This is a genomic window from Pseudomonas sp. JAI115 (genome assembly GCF_014200835.1).
GTDB classification, from domain to species: domain Bacteria; phylum Pseudomonadota; class Gammaproteobacteria; order Pseudomonadales; family Pseudomonadaceae; genus Aquipseudomonas; species Aquipseudomonas putida_A.
Window position 1 is genome coordinate 449,314 of the sequence record NZ_JACHCY010000003.1, and the last position, 19,174, is coordinate 468,487.

Genomic DNA, 19,174 nt, shown 5'->3' on the forward strand with positions numbered 1-19,174 from the left:
GGCGTAAAAAAGGGCGGCGGGGCTTGGCTCCGCCCCCTGTCTCAAGGATCGATCAAGGAAGGCCCATCATGTCTAGCGCATTGCTGATCATCGACGTCCAACAGGCTCTCTGCTCGGGCGAGTATCAGTGCTTCGACATCCACCGTGTGATCGACACCATTAACCAGCTCAGCACGCGTGCGCGTGAGGCGGGTGTGCCGGTAGTGCTGATTCAGCATGAGGAAAAGGACAGCCCGCTGGCCCATGGGGCCGAAGGCTGGCAACTCGCCACCGGATTGCTGACGACCGCCGAAGACCTGCGCGTAGGTAAAACCACCCCGGATTCGTTCTATCAGACCGAGCTGGGCAAGCTGCTGCCCAGCGAAGACTTCGAACGCCTGATCATCTGCGGCCTGCAGACCGACTACTGCGTCAACGCCACCGTGCGCCAGGCCCATCAATTGGGTTACGACGTGGTGCTCGTGGCTGACGCCCATTCCACCGTGGACAACGGCAACATGAGCGCCGAAGACATCATCGCCGAACACAACAAGGATCTGGCGCACCTGACCGGCGCCACGGCCCGGGTCGACGTCAAACCCGCAGCCGAGATCACTTTCTAAAACCAGCGCATACCCCTGTGGGAGCGAGCTTGCTCGCGAAAGCGGCGGGCCTGTGACGCATGTGTTGGCTGACCCGACGCCTTCGCGAGCAAGCCCGCTCCCACAATGATTGATGGTGTTCACAGATTCCCTTGCCCAGCACAAACCCCCTGTGGGAGCGGGCTTGCTCGCGAAAGCGGTGAGCCTGTGAAGCATGTGTTGGCTGACCCGACGCCTTCGCGGGCAAGACCGCTCCCACAATGATTGAGGGTGTTCACCAATTCCCACGTCCAGCACAAATCCCCTGTGGGAGCGAGCTTGCTCGCGAAAACGGTGGGCCTGTGACGCATGTGTTGGCTGACCCGACGCCTTCGCGAGCAAGCCCGCTCCCACAATGATTGATGGTGTTCACCAATTCCCACGCCCAGCACAAACCCCCTGTGGGAGCGAGCTTGCTCGCGAAAGCGGTGGGCCTGTGAAGCATGTGTTGGCTGACCCGACGCCTTCGCGAGCAAGCCCACTCCCACAATGATTGAAGGTGTTCACCAATTCCCACGCCCAGCACAAATCCCCTGTGGGAGCGGGCTTGCTCGCGAAAGCGGTAGGTCTGTGACGCATGTGTTGGCTGACCCGACGCCTTCGCGGGCAAGCCCGCTCCCACAATGATTGATGGTGTTCACCAATTCCCACGCCCAGCACAAACCCCCTGTGGGAGCGGGCTTGCTCGCGAAAGCGGTGGACCTGTGACGGATGTGTGGGCTGATCCGACGCCTTCGTGAGCAAGCCCGCTCCCACAATGATTGGTGGTGTTCACAGATTCCCTTGCCCAGCACAAACCCCCTGTGGGAGCGAGCTTGCTCGCGCTGGGCTGCGTAGCGGCCCTCATTCCTCAAGTCGCAAACAAAACCCCACGAATCTCCCCAACCCGCGGGGCCACGACGCCCTCCAGCACCAAGCGCGTAATGGTCTCGGCTGCCGTCGCGTAATCCTCATCCTGCGGCACTGCGCGCCCGGTGATGCAGCCCATTTGCCAGCCAATATTGGTGTAGGTGCGGGTTGCCGACCAGATGAACAGCATCAGGTGTTCCGGGTCCACCGGGGCCAGCAGGCCGCGCTCGATCCAGCTGCGCAGGCACTCGACGTTGCGTCGGGCTTCGGCGTGCAGCACGTCGCGGCATTCGTCTGGCAACTGGCGCCCGCCGAGCAGCAGCTCGCCGCTGAATACCTTGGCAATCGCCGGGTGTTCACGGGCGATGCGGATGCGCGCGGCGATGTAGGCGCGCAGGCCGATCAGCGGGTCATCGCTTTCGCGCAACGCTGCCGAGGCTTCCAGCAGCGGTTCGACAAACCCCAGGAGGACTTTCGAGTACAGGTTTTCCTTGGTCTGGAAGTAGTAATACAGGTTGGCCTTGGGCACGCCGGCACGGGCGGCGATGTCGCGGGTCTGGGTCGCGTCGAAGCCGTTGGCGGCGAACTCTTCGCTGGCGGCGGCGAGGATCAGTTGCTCGTTGCGTACGCGGATGGCGCTCATGGGAACACGGTGTGAATAGAAGGCATGGGCAGATTCGGGCAAATTCGGTTTCGCAATATACAAAACTATACAGCGATGAGACCAGCTAACTGCTCGATTTGCGGCAAAGCTGAGCGGATATTTTTGTGTAAATTTTCTGATTCAGTCTTTCCTCACGCGACCGCTCTCTCTAGAATCCGCCCCGCCTCCGCAATGGAGGCTCATTGCTATCATTTGGCTCGGTTCACATAGGGAAGACAACATGCAATTCGGGAAAATCCTGGCGCTGGGCCTAGTGCTTGCGCTCGGTGGCTGTGCCAGTTTCACCAAAGACGAAGTCGCGCCGGTCAAGCTGCCATCGATGGCCAGCTACGCCAACAAACCCAATGTGTATGTGGATTTCGACTTCTATCAGGGCGAGCCGAAAAGCGCTTCGGCCGTAGAAGTGCCGCAGGCGCGTGACCAGCTCAAGCCTGAGCTGCAAAAGATTCTGAGCGATTCGGGCCTGTTCGGCCGTGTCACCCTGGACGAGTTCCAGAAGCAACCGGGCGACTACAGCCTGCGTCTGAAAATGTACAACCATCCGCCGAATGCTGGTTCGATGGTGCTGGGCTTCATCAGTGGTTTCAGCCTGGGGGTGATCCCGGCATACGGCACCGATCAGTACACCATGAGCCTCGAAGCCGTGGACGGAACGGGTCAGGCCCTGACCACCGCGAGCAACCATGATGCGGTCGGTACCTGGATCGGCATCTGGTTCATTCCGCTGATGGGCAACACTCCGAAGGCTGCGGTCAACGACACCTTCGCCCGTCAGGTCAATGCGCTGCTCAAGCAGATGATCGACAACAACACCTTGAAATACTCGGCGCTCGAGACCCGCACTCCGCGGGCCTGATGCCAAAAAAAGAGCCGCAATCGCGGCTCTTTTTTTCGCCCTTACTTCAGGGCCTGGATGAACTGAGGATCGCTGTACAGTTCTTTCAGCAAGTCACGCAGCATCGGGTTGTAGGCGTTGACCGCGTTCGGAATCGCAATGAAACCGAAGAAGCTGCTGCTCCACTGGCTGCTGACATGCTTGGTCGCGTCGTAAACCACATTCTGGCCATTGAGCAGGGTGAAGCGTGCCGCGAGTTGGCCTTCGCCTGTGCCCATGCCGGCCGACAGGTTGTTCTTCACCACCAGCACTTTCAACTGACGCTGAGCCTGCGGATCAAGCAGACCGGCCTTGCGCAGTTCTTCGGTGATCGCGTCCTGGATATGCGCCGGGATGCTGCCGGATGGCGAGCGCACCGGATTGGCTCGAACTGTCAGCGAACCTTCGCCAGACTCGGCAGTTACCTGAGGATTGCTGATCGCTTGCAGGGGCGGGGTCTGCTTGAGCTTCTGAACGTTTTCGAAGCTCGGCTCATAGCGGGTCATGGTCATGCCACAACCTTGCAGCAGCACTGCCAGCATCGGGATCAACAACAGAGACTTTTTCACGGCGTTTCCTTGCGTGAGGAATAAGGGGGGCGAATTATGGGCAGAGTGCCATCATTGAGCAACCGACTTCACCGTGAAGCGCTCAGAGCTTCAACAGATTCTCGATCTGCGCCAGCTCCCAAGTACTGAGCAGATTCACCGGGTCGGTGCCGTAACGGCTATTGAATTGCCATTCGCGGCCATCCGGGCAGCGGCACTGTTCACAGTGATGCAAGTGCCCACCCTCAAAATCAAGCAACAGGCGCCAGCCCTCGATATCGACCGCGATCAATCCGGCATCACTGGGTGTCTTGGATCTGTTGAACATCAGCACGCCCAGCGCAGCCTCGCGCAAGCGCTGGCAAACGTCGCGGGCGGTCAGCAATGCAGTCATGGTCGTACTCGATGGGGGCAGAAGCGCGTCAGGATAAATCGCGCGTCGACGGGTGTCAGCGATCACTGGCCCGATTCCGAACTATTCCGTAACATCCGCTCCCCGCTTTTTTACGAACATCAGCGGCCGTACTCGTCGGCCGTCAGTCAGGTAAGCCATGAAACCGAAACGTCTGCGCGCCGATGTCCTGGCCGGACTCACCACCTCATTTGCCCTGTTGCCCGAATGCATTGCGTTCGCGCTGGTGGCGCATCTCAATCCGCTGATGGGCCTGTACGGCGCCTTCATCATTTGTACGCTGACTGCGTTGTTCGGCGGCCGGCCGGGAATGGTCTCCGGGGCGGCGGGTTCGATGGCGGTGGTGATTGTCGCGCTGGTGGTGCAGCACGGCGTGCAGTACTTGCTGGCGACGGTGTTGCTCGGCGGTTTGATCATGATGGCGTTCGGCTTGTTGCGCCTGGGCAAACTGGTGCGCATGGTGCCGCATCCGGTGATGCTCGGTTTCGTCAACGGGCTGGCGATCATCATTGCACTGGCGCAACTGGAGCATTTCAAGAGCGGTGAACATTGGCTCAGCGGCACGCCGCTGTACCTGATGACCGGGCTGGTGCTGCTGACCATGGCCATCGTCTACATCCTGCCGCGCCTGACCCGCGCGGTGCCGCCGGCTTTGGTGGCGATCCTCGGCGTGGGCCTGCTGGTCTACCTGTTCGGTCTGCCGACGCGCACCCTTGGCGACATGGCGCACATCGCCGGCGGTCTGCCGACTTTCGCGCTGCCGGACATCCCGTGGACGCTGGAAACCCTGCGCATCATCGCCCCGTACGCGATTCTGATGGCGCTGGTCGGTCTGCTGGAAACCCTGCTGACCCTGAACCTCACCGACGAAATCACCGAAACCCGCGGCTACCCGGATCGCGAGTGCGTGGCGCTGGGCGCGGCGAACGTGGTCTCGGGCGCGTTCGGTGGCATGGGCGGTTGCGCGATGATCGGCCAGACCGTGATCAACCTCAGCTCCGGCGGCCGCGGGCGTTTGTCCGGGGTGGTGGCGGGGGTGCTGATTCTGCTGTTCATCCTGTTTCTGTCGCCGCTGATCGAGTGTATTCCGCTGGCGGCACTGGTAGGGGTGATGTTCGTGGTCTCGCAGCAGACCTTCGCCTGGGCTTCGTTGCGGGTGTTGAACAAAGTGCCGCTCAACGATGTACTGGTGATCATCGCCGTGACCACTATCACCGTGTTCACCGACCTGGCCACGGCCGTGCTCTGCGGGATCATCATCGCCGCGCTGAATTTCGCCTGGCAGCAGGCCCGCGAGTTGTACGCCGATGAGCATCTGGAAGCCGACGGCAGCAAACTCTACCGCCTGCACGGCACGCTCTTTTTCGCCTCGACCACGCCGTTCCTCAACCAGTTCGACCCGGCCAATGACCCAGTACGAGTGACCCTCGATTGCCGGCATTTGAGCTTCGTCGATTACTCGGCGATTGCCGCGTTGAAGACCCTGCGCGAGCGTTACGAAAAGGCGGGCAAGGAGCTGCAGGTGTTTCATCTCTCCGAGCGCTGCAAGAAGCTGTTGAAACGCGCCGGCGTCGAACACCACTGAGTGCAGTTGTGGGCGCGGCTTGCTCGCGAAGGTGGTATGTCGGTGAAACGGTATCGACTGCCACTACGCCTTCGAGCAAGCCCGCTCCCACAGCGGCGATGCCAAAGATCACTATCGGGAGAACTTCTTCGCCCCGGCCACACAAAGAATCACGCCCACCGTCACCACCAGCATGCCGATGCTGACTTGCTCATGCAGCAACGTCGCTGCCAGCGCCAGGCCGAAAAACGGTTGCAGCAACTGCAGTTGACCAACCGCGGCAATCCCGCCTTGGGCCAGACCGCGATACCAGAACACGAACGCGATCAGCATGCTGAACAGCGAAACGTAGCCCAGACAGACCCATGCCGACACGCTGATGCCGCTGAAGGATGGTGGGGCCAGCCACAGGCTCGCAATTGCCATCGGGGGCAGCGACAAGACCAGCGCCCAACAGATCACCTGCCAGCCACCCAGGGTGCGCGACAGTTTTGCGCCTTCGGCATAACCCAGACCGCAGACCAGAATCGAGGCGAGCATCAGCAGGTCACCGGTGGGCGAGGCAGACAATCCCTGTGACAAGGCGAACCCCACCACCAGAGCACTGCCGAGGATCGAGAAGAACCAGAATACCGGGCGCGGACGCTCGCCACCGCGCAAGACGCCAAACAGCGCAGTGGCCAATGGCAGCAAGCCGACAAAGACGATCGAATGCGCCGATGTCACGTGCTGCAATGCTAACGCCGTCAGCAGCGGGAAGCCGAGCACGACGCCCAATGCCACGATCAGCAACGAAAACCACTGATCCCTGGACGGTCGCCGCTCACGGAACAACCACAACAGGGCAACGGCCAGGACGCCGGCAATGGCGGCGCGCGCGACGGTGAGAAACACCGGGTCAAACTCCAGCACGGCCAGACGCGTCGCCGGCAGCGAGCCGCTGAAGCACACCACGCCAATAAAGCCGTTGATCCAGCCGCTGGTTTTTTCCAGTGCCGGGTTGCTCACGTTTGAAGTCCGTTCCATACGATTCACACTCATTGTGGGTTGCTTTGAGAGAATCCTATGATTGAGAATCAGGACAATCAAAAAATTGTCATGGATACATCCCGACATGTCCCGCTCTCGCTACAAGACCCTCGTCGACACTTACGCCGCCGACATTCGCACCGGACGTCTGGCGCCCGGCACCCGTCTGCCGACGCACCGGCAACTGGCCACGCAGGAAGGCCTGGCGCTGGTCACGGCCTCGCGGGTGTACGCCGAACTCGAAGCCATGGGGCTGGTCAGCGGCGAAACCGGGCGCGGCACCTTCGTGCGCGAAACCTCGTTGTCGCCGGGGCAGGGCATCGATCAGAAAGACGTGGCCGTCGGCATGATCGACCTGAATTTCAACTACCCGTCCTTGCCCGGTCAGACGCAATTGTTGCGCACCGCACTGCGCCAGTTGGCGTTGTCGGGAGATCTGGAAGCGTTGTTGCGCTATCAGCCACATGCCGGCCGGGCCCACGAACGGGCTTCGGTCGCGCGCCATTTGCTCAGTCGCGGTGTCAACGTCGACGCCGAGCAAGTGCTGCTGGTCAACGGCGCTCAGCAGGGGCTGGCGGTGACGCTGATGGCGTTGCTCAAGCCCGGCGATGTGATCGCCGCCGATGCGTTGACCTATTCCGGGTTCAAAGTGCTGGCCGAGGCGTTGCATCTGGAAGTGGTGGCGATCCCGGTCAACGAGCAGGGGCCGGATCTGGCCGCGCTGGAAAAACTCTGCCGCAGTCGCTCGGTGCGTGCGGTGTACAGCATGCCGACCCTGCACAACCCGCTTGGTTGGGTGATGCCTATCGAGCAGCGCGAAGAATTGGCTGCCATCGCGCGACGGCATGATCTGACCCTTATTGAAGACGCGGCCTACGCTTTTCTGGTGGAAGACCCGCCGCGTCCTCTGATCGACCTGGCGCCTGAGCGCACGGTCTACGTTTCGGGCCTTTCGAAGAACATCGCCACCGGCCTGCGCGTCGGTTTCATTGCTGCGCCTGCGGCCCACGTTCCGGCACTGGAGCGGGTGATTCGCGCAACCACCTGGAACACCCCGGGACTGATGACCGCGATCGTCTGCGGCTGGCTCGACGACGGCACCGTGATCGAACTGGAAGCGCAAAAACGCCACGATGCTCAGGCGCGCCAGGCACTGGCTGCCGAGTTGCTCAAAGGGTTGCCATGCGTCGCCCATCCGAACTCGTATTTCCTGTGGCTGCCCTTGCCGGAAGACGTGCGTGCCGATCAGATTGTGGTGGAGCTGATGCAGAAGCAGATTTCGGTCACCACGGCCGAGCCGTTCGCCGTATCGGCGCATGTGCCGCATGCGATTCGACTGGCCCTGGGTTCAGTGGAAATGGAGGTGTTGCGGCAGGCCTTGACCACCGTCAGGAAGGTCATCGCCGCTTACCTGTAAAACAAGGCCCGAGGGACAGATGTTACCCTTGCGCAGCCAGATTCAAGCCGTTCCGGAACCCTAGATGAAAAACACCGTTGCACTCTTGCTTGCCTTGACCGCCACCGCCGTACTGTTCAGCTCGACCACCCGCGCCGCAGGCGATCCGCAAGCCGGCGAAAAGATCTTCCCGCGCCTGTGCGGCGGCTGCCACCAGGTTGGCCCGGATGCGCGCCCGGGGTTCGGCCCGCAACTCAACGGCATCATCGGTCGAGCGGCCGGCACCTCGGCCAATTACGTGTATTCCGAGGCGATGAAAAACTCGGGCAAGATCTGGAACCGCGAAACGCTGACTGCGTATCTGAAAGATCCAAAGGGCGTGGTGCCGGGCACACGAATGATTTTCTGGGGGCTGAGTGACGAGGAGAAGATCGATAATTTGCTGGCGTATCTGCAGCAGTTCTCCAATTAAAGATTTTGCTCGGCCGGCCCGGCAAACCAGGCCAACGGCATTTACGAAGTCAAAGAGGGCTGATCAAGCCACCTGATTACGGCCCGCCGCTTTCGCCTGATACAGCTGCTGGTCGGCACGTTTGATCAGCATCGTGTGGCTGTTGTCCGCCGGGTCGGCCAGCGCGACGCCAATGCTCACCGTGACCTGTCCGATCTCGGGAAAGTGCGCCTGGGCCACGGCGACACGGATCTTTTCGGCGACCACCTCTGGAGTATCAGGCTGGGCGACTTCCGGCAGCAGTACGGCGAATTCCTCGCCGCCATAACGGGCGACGAAGTCTGTGGCGCGCACGCTGACCTGAATGAGCTGCGCCAATTGCTGCAGCACGTCGTCGCCAATCGCGTGGCCGTAGGTGTCGTTGATACGCTTGAAGTGATCGGCGTCGATCAGCAGCAGGGCAAACGGTCGCCCGGTGCGGCGGAACAGCAGACTGTATTCGCTGAGTTTTTCATCGAAGCGGCGACGGTTGTAGACGCCGGTCAGGGCGTCGTGGGTCGCCAGGTTCAACAGCTCGGCATTGGCCTGCATCAGTGCCGCGGTGCGCTGGGCGACGGTGGCTTCCAGCGAGGCGTTGGCTTCCTGCAGTTCGCGCTCCTTGGCCAGCAGCGACCGGGTCATGGCGTCGATCGACTGCCCAAGCTGGGCGATTTCCCGCACCGGGTGCTGCAGCGGGAAGTGTGCGCCGGGCTGCTGGTTCTGCACCTGTTTGGCCGAGTGCGCGAGTTGCTCAATCGGCCGGCTCAGATACTGCGCCAGATAGTACGCCACCAGCCCGAATGCCACGGCGGCGGCCACACCCAGCAGCAACAATTTATAGAGCAGCAGGCGCGCCGGCTCCAGAGCGGTGTCCAGTGGCTGGCGCACGGCAATCGACCAGGACAACGCCGTACTCGAAGGCGTCGGTACGGTGACCATGCTGGTCAGGTAACCGTTGCCGACCGACCAGCCCGGCGACTTCGAATCATTCACCGCCAGTTGCTGGCCCATCAGGGCTTCCGGGTACAGCACCTTGCCGTCGTGATCGATGATCAGCGCTTCGATATCCGGCGACGCATTTTTATGCGAGAACGCTGCCGATTCGACGATACGCGTCACCCAGCTCCAGTGCGCGTGCGCGCCCAGCACGCCAATCACCTGGCCGTCGGCGTTGCGGATCGGGGCGGCGAAGTCGATGAAACGCAGCGGTTCGCCGTTGGGCGTTCCCGGCAGCAGTTTGGCCAGCAACACCGCTTCGTGCGGGTCACCGGTGTACTCACCCCGCAGGCCAGCCTGGAACCATGGCCGTTGCTGCACCGATTGCCCGACCAGCAAATTATTGACCGCTTGATGCACATGGCCCTCGGCATCGGTCACGCCCATCCACGCATACTCGGCCCGGGCCTGGGTGCGCAGTTGCATCGATTTGAGAATCGCCGGGTTGTCGAGGTCGCCGCGTTCCAGATGCGGCGCACGGCTGAGCAGGTAGACCTCCAGCTGGCGCTCGCGTAATTGGTCACCGAGCAACGTTGCCGCAGAACGCGCGGTATTGAGCAGTGAATTGCCGCTGACCTGTTTCATCTGTTCGGTGGCGATATGCCCGACATAGAAGCCGACGCTTGCCAGGGTCAGCAGGGACAAACCGGCGAACCAGAGGGTCAGGTGACTTCGCAGACTGGCTTTGAGCATGGGCAGGCAAATTCTGTTTGGACGTTGTGGCCGCATGGTATGCGCATTAAGCGTCGGGCTGCCAGTCGGTCGCTTCGGATAAGCACCGTCGGAAGTTTCGCCAATGCCCTACAAGGCAAGATCCTTTCTGACGCGGGTTGTTGAAAAGAACCACTCCGGCAAACGACGAAATGCAAAAGCCCGGCTGATCAGGCCGGGCTTCTTTGACTGCTTTAGAGCCGTTGTTTTATGCATTGCGGCTTTCGATCAGACGATCCGAACCACCTTCAGCGACGCGGCGTTCCTGCAGACGATCCGAGCCACCTTCAGCGACACGGCGTTCCTGCAGACGATCCGAACCACCTTCAGCGACACGGCGTTCTTGCAGACGATCCGAGCCACCTTCAGCGACGCGGCGTTCTTGCAGACGATCCGAACCACCTTCAGCGACGCGGCGCTCCAGCAGACGATCCGAGCCACCTTCAGCGACACGGCGCTCCAGCAGACGATCCGAGCCACCTTCAGCGACGCGGCGCTCCAGCAGACGATCCGAGCCACCTTCGGCAACACGGCGCTCCAGCAGACGATCCGAGCCACCTTCAGCCAGACGGCTTTCAATCAACTTGTCCGAGCCGCCTTCAGCGACCAAGGTGTGAACGGGTGTTGCTGCAAAAGCGTTGACTGCAAGTACCGAGAAAGCGATGCCGAGGATGGTTTGGCGTTTCATGATCGTGTGCTCCGGGGTGTATTGGGTTGGTATGGAGCTGATGTTACGCCGCGGATTTTTTATGAGAACTTCATTGGCGTGATGGTGACTATCGACGCCAGCGATGTATGCCGCAAGTCCGGATTCAGAGCTTCTGCGCCCGAATGCATAGTTCTCCGGTGGCGCGGGTCAGGGCCAGATCATGCAGTGAGTCGTGTGTCAGGCCCTGCCGGGCCTTGGCCAGCCAGACCGGGCAATTCGGGTCGCGTCGATGCGGCGCGAAGTCGGCGTACTGGCGCAGCAGGCGGGTTTGCAGCTCGTCCAGGCGCGGACGAATCTGCCCGGCCAGATCCGGTCGCGGGGTGTCCGGCGCCGCACCAGCCGCTTGCCATTGCGCGAGCAATCCGTACTGCACCAGTTTGTTTGCCTCCATTTGTGCAGCGATCAACTGGGCGACTTCTTCGGGGTCGAGCTGGTGTTCGGTCGCCAGGGTGCGGGCATTGGCGATGACCTGGGCTTCGCGCGGGCTGTCCTGAATCGGCTTGCCACTGTCCCATTTTGTCAGGGCGACGAGGTCGCCGATGTTCAGGCGTTCGTTCAAGGTTGTCAGCAACGGACGCAACGATTCGGAGGAAACAGGGAGCTCGGCGGCGCCGGCAGCGTGGCTGAACAGAACCAGCAGGGAACAGGTCAGAGCATTTCGCAACGGAGTCATGGGCAGGCGCGTTCCACAAAAAATAGTGCCGACATTTAAGCCTTGAGCAGAGGCGATGTCGACCCGACTTTATCCCGCCCATCTAGCGTAATATCCCTCGCATCTCCCACCCCGAGAACGATCCTCAATGCAAACCCCCAGCACCATCAAACCGCTCTGGCAAACCTACCTGCTGTTCCTTGCGCCGATGGTGTTGTCCAACTTCCTGCAATCGATGTCGGGCACGGTCAACAGCATTTACATTGGGCAGATGCTCGGTACGCAAGCGCTGGCGGCGGTGTCGGGGATGTTTCCGGTGATCTTTTTCTTTATCGCGCTGGTGATCGGCCTGGGCGCGGGCGCCGGGGTGTTGATCGGCCAGGCGTGGGGCGCGCGCGAGGCACACATGGTCAAGGCGATCGCCGGGGCAACGCTGTTGCTGGGGGTGTTGATCGGCTTGCTCGCGGCGGTTCTGGGCAGTGTATTTGCGCGGCAGGCCTTGCAGGGGCTGGGGACCCCGGAGGATGTACTGGACGACGCAGTGGCGTATGCGCATGTGATGATGTGGATTCTGCCGTCGATGCTGGTGTTTGTGCTGTTCACGCAATTGCTGCGCGGAGTCAGCGACACCGTGTCGCCACTGTTGGCGCTGATCGTGTCGACCTCGGTCGGGCTGGCGCTGACCCCGGCGTTGATTCGTGGCTGGTTCGGTCTGCCACAGTTGGGCATTCAAAGTGCCGCCTTCGCCGGCCTGGCCGGTAACCTGTCGGCCATGACGTGGCTGGCGTGGCGGCTGATTCGCAAGGACCATCCGCTGGCGCCGGACCGCGAGTTCTTCGCGGCACTGCGCCTGGACGCGGCGATTCTCGGCAAGGTGCTGCGCATCGGCCTGCCGACCGGGGTGCAGATGATCGTGTTGTCGCTGTCGGAGCTGGTGATTCTGGCGCTGGTCAACCAGCACGGCTCGCAGGCGACAGCGGCCTATGGCGCGGTGACGCAGATCGTCAACTACGTACAGTTTCCGGCGCTGTCGATTGCCATCACCGCCTCGATCCTTGGCGCCCAGGCCATTGGTGCCGGGCAACTGCAACGCCTGGCAGCGATCCTGCGCACCGGGTTGTTGATCAACGTGTGCCTGACCGGCGGTTTGATCGTGCTCGGTTACCTGTTGTCGCACTGGTTGCTGGGATTGTTCCTGACCGAAGATTCGACCCGGGCGATGGCTGAGCACTTGCTGCACATCATGCTGTGGAGCCTGTTGGTGTTCGGCTTCCAGGCGATCATCGGTGGCATCATGCGCGCCAGCGGAACGGTGCTGGTGCCGGTGATTATTGCGATTGTCTGCGTGGTCGGCGTGCAGTTGCCGGCAGCTTACTGGCTGGACGGTCAGTACGGTTTGCAGGGCGTTTGGATGGCGTTCCCGGTGGCGTATCTGGGCATGCTGGTGTTGCAGACGCTGTATTACAAACTGATCTGGCAGCATCAGAAGATCGAGCGGCTGGTCTGAGCCCGAGCCACATCGGCAGACAAATGACATGGCGCATTCGCCGGTTGTTTGCTTAAGTCAGTCGAGGCCTCGAAGGTTTGCCCTGTCCGGAGAATCCCATGCGTGCCCGATTCACCGCTGTGGCCCTGTTTGCCTGCCTGTGCGTCACGAGCGCGGCGCAGGCCGCTGAATACAACCGCGTCAACACCACCGCCAGCCAGATCAGTTTCACCTACAGCCAGATGGGCTCGCAGATGTACGGCACCTTCGGCAAGTTCGACGCGACATTGCAGTTCGACAGCGACAACCTCGCCGACGCCCACACCACATTGCACATCGACCTCAACAGCATCGACGCCGGCAGCACCGACGCCAACACCGAACTGGTGAAACCGGCGTGGTTCGATACGCAGCGCTTTCCCGTGGCGGTGTTCGAGTCCAGTCGTTTTACCCGGGTCACGGGCAATCATTATCTGATCGTCGGCCAGCTCACCCTCAAGGGCATCACCCGCGAGGTGCAGGTGCCGGTCGAGCTGAAACCGGACAGTTCGATCGGCATTTTCGACGGTGAACTGGTGCTCAAGCGTGACCAGTTCGGACTCGGGGCGGGGGAGTGGGCGGACACTGTGGTGTCCAACGACATCGCGATCAAGTTCAAGGTGGTGGCGCCACAGCAGTGACGCCAGCCGGTCAGGTCAGTAGGCGCGCCAGTGTCCCGGTGCCCAGCGCCATTCACGTCCATCCCAACGATAGTGACCGGCGACCCAGTGATAACCGGGCGCTGGCATGACCGGCACGACTTCCACCGGCGGCGGTGGCCGATGCGGCCGTACCGGTTCGACAATGCAGCCCGACAGGGTGATCGCGACCAGTGAGGCGGCGAGCAGGGTTTTCAGGTTTCGCGACATGGTGGTCTTCCCGGTAGATAAGTTGTTGTTGCCGAGCGGGCTCAACGGGCCCAGTGGCCTTCGACCCAGTACCAGTTAGGACCGCGCGCCTGCCAGTGGCCTGGTCGCCAGTGCGCGCCGTACCTCACTGGTTGCCAATGACCGGGCATCCACACGTAGCCGCGTCCTTCCCAGCGCCAGTGACCCTGATCCCAGACATAACCGGGACGCGGGCCGGGCATCACTTCCATGCGCATCGGCGGCGGGGCTTGCTGAACGATCACCACCTGCTGGGCAAACGCAGGCGCACTGGCCAGCGCCGCCAGTGTCACAGGCACCAGCAACAGGGTTTTTCGCCATTTGAACAGTGAACGCAAAACGCTCATGACAACTCCTCAAGGCCTGCGTTAAAAAAGTGAACGCAGCTGAAGAATTGGACGCCAAATCGACGAAAGATCCGCTCCACGGAGGATGAAATTTTCTTCAGGTCAACCGCGAGCTCCTACATAAAGCAGGTGGCGGGACACGGTATGATGTCGCGGTTTTTCGTCGGAGTTCAGCTGTCATGCCACGCATCACCCACTACAAATCCCCATGCCCCGAAAGCGTCAACAGCCAGATTCTGCAACTGGTGGTCGATTACCTGACCGACATCAGCGCGGTCGGTCTTGGCCCGAGCAATCTGCTGTACAACGTCTATCAGTACGCGGTCGGCTATGAGGTGCATCTGTATCTGGAAGCGCTGAATGGCGAGAAGGGCACCGAGGTGGAATTGCTGGTGGCGACGGCCGAGGACGACCCGGAGCGGGTCACCGGTTTCCTCTTGTACCTGCCGGTGCAAGGCGATTGGGAAGCGTGCAGCGTCGCCTACATGGGCGTGCGCGAAGGTTATCGGCGCCAGGGTGTGGCGCGGGCAATGATCGGCGAGATGATCGGCCGTTATCCGCACGCCGAGCTGACCTGCAGTGTCGGCAAAGTGCCGTACTTCGAGGCGCTGGGTTTCGAGGTGATCGGCGCGCGCGAAACCCAGGTGTTGATGAGCACCCGGCATTACCGCAGCAATGGCCTGCGCGGTTTCATCGACACCACACCGATCTATCGCTCGCTGGAAGTGCAGCAGATCCACACCTACCTGCTGCAGAAAAACGGCAAGCGCGCGATGCTCGATGCCGAAAAACAGCGCGACCGGCATCTGGATCAAACTATCCGTCACGTCGAAGAATTTGTCCGTCAGCGCCTGACGCTGCACTGAGTCCTGAGTCCGGCGCAAAAAAACGGACAAAAAAAGAGCCTCAAGGCTCTTTGATGGGGAGAAGTAGAGCCCATGAGGCTCAAGCTGCGCATGAAACAGGGAACAGGCTTGATTTGGGGTTCAGAACACCCGTTCCCTACGCAGTCGCTCAGGAGTCAAGCGCCTGCGTACCTTCATCATGGGAACGCGCGGGGGCCGACTCAAGTACCGCTAGTCGCACGGGCGGCGGCCCGTTCCACCATTGCGATGATGGTCGCGAACAATTCGTCCTTCGCTTGCCCGGCACTGATTTCAGCACTGGCGGCAGCATTCGACAACGCCTCGGCGGCACCGAGCATCGCGCGCAAACCGGCCTGGGTGATTTCCCCGCCAGCAGCCAGCGGTTGCAGCACACTGCGGCACTTTTCGAGGAAGATTGCCTCGTAGTCGCGCTTGATCTTTTCCAGTTCCGGCGTGCTGCCCAGCGCTGCAATGACCCCCGGAATCTCATTGCCCTGCAATAACACGCAATCGACGTACGCCGTGGCAATCACCGTCGCGGTGTCGATCAGCGTTGGCGGGCACTGGTCGATCGCTGCATCCATCACCGCAGTCTGGCGAGTATCGAAGTCGCGATACAGCGCCGCGAGCAAGCCCGAGCGAGTGGTGAAGTGGTCGTAGACCACCGGTTTGGTCACCCCGGCCTTGTCCGCCAGATAACCCAGGGTCAGGGCATCGGTGCCCTCGGCCCGAATGATCTGCCAGGCGACGTCGAGCAACTGGCGGTTGCGATCTTCGCGCGACAGGCGACGTCGCGGTTGGGCAGGAGAATCGGCTTCGGTCATTTCTGTGGTTGACATCGGTTATATACCAAACGTAACTTACTGTTCGTAACTTACCAAGAGTACATAGCCCTTGGTCAGCGCAAACTTACAGGAGAATGACCATGCACGCATTGATTGTTGTGGCGCATCACGAACCGCGTTCGCTGACCCACAGCGTGGCAACGCAGATTGCCGAGGGCTTGACCCGCGCCAACCCCGCCAATACCCGGGAAATCGCCGATCTGTACGCCGAGGGATTTCAGCCGGTGTTCGGCGCAGCGGATTTCGCCGTGCATCACCGTGAGGCGCGGCCGCCAGCCGACGTATTGGCGGAACAGGCACGGATTGATCGGGCCGACGCTCTGGTGCTGGTATTCCCGGTGTACTGGTGGTCGATGCCGGCGTTGCTCAAGGGTTGGATTGATCGGGTGTTCAGCAATGGCTGGGCGTTTGATTTCGCTGGCGACCTCAAGCATGTGAAGAAGCTGCAGCGCCTGCGCGTGCATCTGGTCGGGCTTGCGGGGGCCGATGAACGCGCCTACGAACGTCACGGTTATGGCCCGGCGATGAAGGCGCAGATCGAACACGGGATTTTCGATTACAGCGGGGCGACGGTAGTGAGTTCGACGCTGATGGTGGAGTCGGAGGTGCGTGATCCGCAGGAGCATCTGCAAACGGCGCGACATATCGGCGCCCAGATGTTCACCTGAATCTCACCTCCTGCAGCAGCTGCCGAAGGCTGCGATCTTTTGATTTTTTTAAAGCAAGATCAAAAGATCGCAGCGTGCCGCAGCTCCTACAGTTCAGCGGGCGCCGGGCCAGCCAGCCTCGGCGAGGGCGGCGAGCAGTGTTCCTGGATCCAGCCCCGGCACCGCATGCCCGTTGCCCTCGGTGCTCTCGCTGGCGAGCAGGGCGTTGATGATCGCTTCTTCCACCGCTTCTGTGGCGGCAAGAAACAGCTCGCTGATGTGGTCGTTGTTGACCATGCGCAAGCCGTCGCAGGTTGGCGCGCCTTTACCCTCGTAAGCGGCGGATGGCACCTGCTCGTTGCCGGTGGCAAAGGCAATGAAAATGTCGCCGCTGTGGTCTTCGTTACCGCCGCCGCTGCGCGCCAGACCGAGGCTGGCGCGCTGTGCCAGGCGCGTGCATTGATGCGGCAGCAGCGGTGCGTCGGTGGCCAGGCAGACCACGATCGAACCCATGCCAGGATGCGGCAGCGAAGCCCGCAGGAACGGCGAATCCACCTGCTCCATGTAGCGACCCACCGGATAACCGTCGACCCGCAACTCGCTGCGAATGCCGTGGTTGGCCTGGACGATCGCGCCCACCGTCCAGCCGCCCTGAGCGCTGCTCAACCGGCGTGAGGCGCTGCCGATGCCACCCTTGAATTCATGGCAGATCATGCCGCTGCCGCCACCGACGGCGCCTTCTTCAACGGCACCGTCATGCGCTGAATGCAGCGCCTCGGCGACATGCTCGGGTTTGACGTGAAAACCATTGATGTCGTTGAGCAAGCCATCGAAAGTTTCCAGCACCACCGGCATGTTCCAGTAAAGGCGCCCGTCGTCCGGTTGCTGTTGGCGATCCAGCGCAATCAACGCATCGCGCACGACGCCGAGGCTGTGGGTGTTGGTGAAGGCGATGGGACTGGTCAGCAGCCCGGCCTCGCGAATCCACTCAAGGCCGGTGGCATCGCCATTGCCATTGAGCACATGCACCCCGGCGAAGCACGGTTGCTGGTTGGTCGAGCCGCGACGCGGTTCGATCACTGTGACGCCGGTGCAGATGTCACGTCCGCTGTCGCTGCGGCCACGCACGTTACTGTGGCCGACGCGCACGCCGGGGACGTCGGTGATGGCGTTGAGCGGGCCGGGTTGCAGTTGGCCGATGCGGATGTTGAGGTCACGGGCACGAGGTTTCATGGGATGTCTCTCTATAAAAAGGCAGAAATGAATGAGCGGGGCTGAACACGAAACCCTGTGGGAGCGCGGCTTGCCCGCGAAGGCGGTGTGTCATTCAAAGGAGATGTTGACTGACCCGACGCATTCGCGAGCAAGCTCGCTCCCACAGGGAAATGTGTTGGGGTTACTGGCCGTTCTTGACCTTGCTCCACACCCGCGTGCGCACGCGTTCGGTGGCTTTGGGCAGCGGTTCCAGGGTGTACAACGTGGCCATCGCCGACGCGGACGGATACACCGCCGGGTTATCCCGGGTGGCCGCGGCCACCAGTGGCGTCGCGGCGCGGTTGCCGTTGGGGTACGACAGGTGATCACTGACCGGCGCGATCACTTCCGGGCGCAGCAGGTAGTCGATAAACGCCAGACCCTGAGCGCGGTTCGGCGCATCCTTGAGCAGCACCAGCGTGTCGAACCACACTGGCGCGCCTTCCTTGGGCAGGCTGTAGGCGATCTTCACGCCGTTGTTCGCCTGTTCGGCGTTGGTTTTGGCTTCGAGCATCGCGCCGGACCAGCCCACCGCTACGCAGATGTTGCCGTTGGACAGGTCGCTGATGAATTTCGACGAGTTGAAGTAGGCGATGTGCGGGCGCAGTTTGAGCAGCAGCGCTTCGGCTTTCTGGTAGTCCTCGGGGTTGGTGCTGTTGGGCGGCAAGCCCAGGTAGTGCAGGGCCACCGGGAGCATCTCCGACGGCGAGTCGAGCATCGCCACCCCGCACTGGCCGAGCTTGGCGAGGTTCTCTTCCTTGAACACCAGATCCCACGAATCCAGCGGCGCCTTGTCGCCGAGCGCGGCGCGCACTTTGTCGACGTTGTAGCCGATGCCGTTGGTGCCCCACAGATAAGGCACGGCGTATTGATTGCCGGGATCGTTGTTGGCCAGTTTGCTCAGCAGATCGCTGTCCAGATTGTTCCAGCCCGCCAGTTGATCGCGAGGCAGCGGGGCGAGGGCGCCGGCCTTGATCAGCGTCGGCAGGCTGAAGTTGCTCGCCACCACCACGTCGTAACCGCTGCGGCTGGTCAGCAGTTTGCCTTCGAGCACTTCGGCGCTGTCGAACGTGTCGTAAACCGGCTGAATGCCGCTGTCGCGCTTGAAGTCAGCCAGGGTCGTGGGGCCGATGTAGTCGTACCAGTTGTAGACGTGCACGCTCGGCGCATCCGCGGCACTGGCGGCGAATGTGACGCCAAAACAGGCGAGCAGGCCAAGGTTGATGCCCCGGTTGATATAGCCACGACGACAACGCATGATGCGGCACTCCTGGCCTGCGGCAGGCCGG

21 protein-coding genes are annotated in these 19,174 nt (G+C 61.6%); 9 read left to right on the forward strand and 12 right to left on the reverse strand.

Translation table 11 applies throughout. The features are described from left to right. Positions 1 to 68 precede the first annotated feature (68 nt). Positions 69 to 602 (forward strand): cysteine hydrolase family protein, encoded by a 534-nt coding sequence (locus tag HDC30_RS09995; protein WP_183782687.1) that lies wholly within the window; start codon positions 69 to 71, stop codon positions 600 to 602. 868 nt (positions 603 to 1,470) lie between these two features. Here HDC30_RS09995 and HDC30_RS10000 read toward each other — a convergent pair. Then, positions 1,471 to 2,112 carry a TetR/AcrR family transcriptional regulator gene (locus HDC30_RS10000; protein WP_183782689.1) on the reverse strand — a complete coding sequence of 214 codons (642 nt, stop codon included), beginning with the start codon at positions 2,110 to 2,112 and terminating at the stop codon, positions 1,471 to 1,473. Between the two features lie 241 nt (positions 2,113 to 2,353). Between HDC30_RS10000 and HDC30_RS10005 the strand changes: the two genes are divergently transcribed. After that, complete coding sequence (locus HDC30_RS10005) at positions 2,354 to 2,989, forward strand: hypothetical protein (RefSeq protein WP_183782691.1); 636 nt, start codon at positions 2,354 to 2,356, stop codon at positions 2,987 to 2,989. Positions 2,990 to 3,030: 41 nt separating this feature from the next. Here the strand turns inward: HDC30_RS10005 and HDC30_RS10010 are convergent, their stop codons facing one another. Continuing rightward, on the reverse strand, positions 3,031 to 3,576 hold the full coding sequence (locus HDC30_RS10010) for a hypothetical protein (RefSeq protein WP_027614702.1): 546 nt from the start codon (positions 3,574 to 3,576) through the stop codon (positions 3,031 to 3,033). 82 nt (positions 3,577 to 3,658) lie between these two features. Beyond that, positions 3,659 to 3,949, reverse strand: a complete 291-nt coding sequence (locus tag HDC30_RS10015) for a hypothetical protein (RefSeq protein ID WP_027614703.1) — start codon at positions 3,947 to 3,949, stop codon at positions 3,659 to 3,661. 157 nt (positions 3,950 to 4,106) lie between these two features. Here HDC30_RS10015 and HDC30_RS10020 point away from each other — a divergent pair, with 157 nt between their 5' ends. Beyond that, positions 4,107 to 5,552, forward strand: coding sequence for a SulP family inorganic anion transporter (locus HDC30_RS10020; RefSeq protein ID WP_134786023.1), 1,446 nt, complete (start codon positions 4,107 to 4,109; stop codon positions 5,550 to 5,552). Positions 5,553 to 5,663: 111 nt separating this feature from the next. Here HDC30_RS10020 and HDC30_RS10025 read toward each other — a convergent pair whose 3' ends face one another. Beyond that, positions 5,664 to 6,557, reverse strand: a complete 894-nt coding sequence (locus HDC30_RS10025; RefSeq protein ID WP_096795618.1) for a DMT family transporter — start codon at positions 6,555 to 6,557, stop codon at positions 5,664 to 5,666. An 88-nt stretch (positions 6,558 to 6,645) separates the two neighbouring features. On the opposite strand from HDC30_RS10025, the gene HDC30_RS10030 reads away from it, so the two are divergent. Together HDC30_RS10030 and HDC30_RS10035 are read left to right on the forward strand one after the other, a co-directional pair. After that, a complete protein-coding gene (locus HDC30_RS10030; protein ID WP_183782693.1) occupies positions 6,646 to 7,977 on the forward strand; it encodes a PLP-dependent aminotransferase family protein in 1,332 nt (443 codons plus the stop codon). A gap of 64 nt (positions 7,978 to 8,041) precedes the next feature. Next, positions 8,042 to 8,428, forward strand: coding sequence for a cytochrome c family protein (locus tag HDC30_RS10035; protein WP_183782695.1), 387 nt, complete (start codon positions 8,042 to 8,044; stop codon positions 8,426 to 8,428). Between the two features lie 63 nt (positions 8,429 to 8,491). Here the strand turns inward: HDC30_RS10035 and HDC30_RS10040 are convergent, their stop codons facing one another. The 3 genes from HDC30_RS10040 to HDC30_RS10050 all read right to left on the reverse strand — a co-directional run bounded on the left by HDC30_RS10040 (position 8,492) and on the right by HDC30_RS10050 (position 11,535). After that, positions 8,492 to 10,135 (reverse strand): sensor domain-containing diguanylate cyclase, encoded by a 1,644-nt coding sequence (locus HDC30_RS10040; RefSeq protein ID WP_183782697.1) that lies wholly within the window; start codon positions 10,133 to 10,135, stop codon positions 8,492 to 8,494. A 226-nt stretch (positions 10,136 to 10,361) separates the two neighbouring features. Further along, positions 10,362 to 10,841, reverse strand: a complete 480-nt coding sequence (locus HDC30_RS10045) for a phage infection protein (RefSeq protein ID WP_183782699.1) — start codon at positions 10,839 to 10,841, stop codon at positions 10,362 to 10,364. Positions 10,842 to 10,965: 124 nt separating this feature from the next. Next, the gene (locus HDC30_RS10050; RefSeq protein ID WP_183782701.1) at positions 10,966 to 11,535 is read right to left on the reverse strand and encodes a chorismate mutase; all 570 of its coding nucleotides are present in this window, start codon (positions 11,533 to 11,535) and stop codon (positions 10,966 to 10,968) included. A gap of 127 nt (positions 11,536 to 11,662) precedes the next feature. Here HDC30_RS10050 and HDC30_RS10055 point away from each other — a divergent pair, with 127 nt between their 5' ends. Both HDC30_RS10055 and HDC30_RS10060 read left to right on the forward strand, forming a co-directional pair. Continuing rightward, positions 11,663 to 13,021 carry an MATE family efflux transporter gene (locus HDC30_RS10055; RefSeq protein ID WP_183782703.1) on the forward strand — a complete coding sequence of 453 codons (1,359 nt, stop codon included), beginning with the start codon at positions 11,663 to 11,665 and terminating at the stop codon, positions 13,019 to 13,021. Positions 13,022 to 13,119: 98 nt separating this feature from the next. After that, positions 13,120 to 13,680: a YceI family protein gene (locus HDC30_RS10060; protein ID WP_183782705.1), complete on the forward strand. Its 561-nt coding sequence runs from the start codon at positions 13,120 to 13,122 to the stop codon at positions 13,678 to 13,680. A gap of 15 nt (positions 13,681 to 13,695) precedes the next feature. Here HDC30_RS10060 and HDC30_RS10065 read toward each other — a convergent pair whose 3' ends face one another. Together HDC30_RS10065 and HDC30_RS10070 are read right to left on the reverse strand one after the other, a co-directional pair. Beyond that, a complete protein-coding gene (locus tag HDC30_RS10065; protein WP_027614713.1) occupies positions 13,696 to 13,908 on the reverse strand; it encodes a YXWGXW repeat-containing protein in 213 nt (70 codons plus the stop codon). Between the two features lie 41 nt (positions 13,909 to 13,949). After that, positions 13,950 to 14,273, reverse strand: coding sequence for a YXWGXW repeat-containing protein (locus HDC30_RS10070; RefSeq protein WP_096795611.1), 324 nt, complete (start codon positions 14,271 to 14,273; stop codon positions 13,950 to 13,952). A 179-nt stretch (positions 14,274 to 14,452) separates the two neighbouring features. Between HDC30_RS10070 and HDC30_RS10075 the strand changes: the two genes are divergently transcribed. After that, complete coding sequence (locus HDC30_RS10075) at positions 14,453 to 15,139, forward strand: GNAT family N-acetyltransferase (RefSeq protein ID WP_183782707.1); 687 nt, start codon at positions 14,453 to 14,455, stop codon at positions 15,137 to 15,139. A gap of 200 nt (positions 15,140 to 15,339) precedes the next feature. Here HDC30_RS10075 and HDC30_RS10080 read toward each other — a convergent pair whose 3' ends face one another. After that, positions 15,340 to 15,978 (reverse strand): TetR/AcrR family transcriptional regulator, encoded by a 639-nt coding sequence (locus HDC30_RS10080; RefSeq protein ID WP_096795609.1) that lies wholly within the window; start codon positions 15,976 to 15,978, stop codon positions 15,340 to 15,342. Between the two features lie 86 nt (positions 15,979 to 16,064). On the opposite strand from HDC30_RS10080, the gene HDC30_RS10085 reads away from it, so the two are divergent. After that, positions 16,065 to 16,652 (forward strand): NAD(P)H-dependent oxidoreductase, encoded by a 588-nt coding sequence (locus tag HDC30_RS10085; RefSeq protein WP_027614717.1) that lies wholly within the window; start codon positions 16,065 to 16,067, stop codon positions 16,650 to 16,652. Between the two features lie 93 nt (positions 16,653 to 16,745). Here HDC30_RS10085 and HDC30_RS10090 read toward each other — a convergent pair whose 3' ends face one another. Both HDC30_RS10090 and HDC30_RS10095 read right to left on the reverse strand, forming a co-directional pair. Further along, positions 16,746 to 17,864, reverse strand: coding sequence for a P1 family peptidase (locus HDC30_RS10090; protein ID WP_183782709.1), 1,119 nt, complete (start codon positions 17,862 to 17,864; stop codon positions 16,746 to 16,748). 163 nt (positions 17,865 to 18,027) lie between these two features. Then, a complete protein-coding gene (locus HDC30_RS10095; RefSeq protein ID WP_183782711.1) occupies positions 18,028 to 19,143 on the reverse strand; it encodes a polyamine ABC transporter substrate-binding protein in 1,116 nt (371 codons plus the stop codon). Between the last annotated feature and the right edge of the window lie 31 nt (positions 19,144 to 19,174).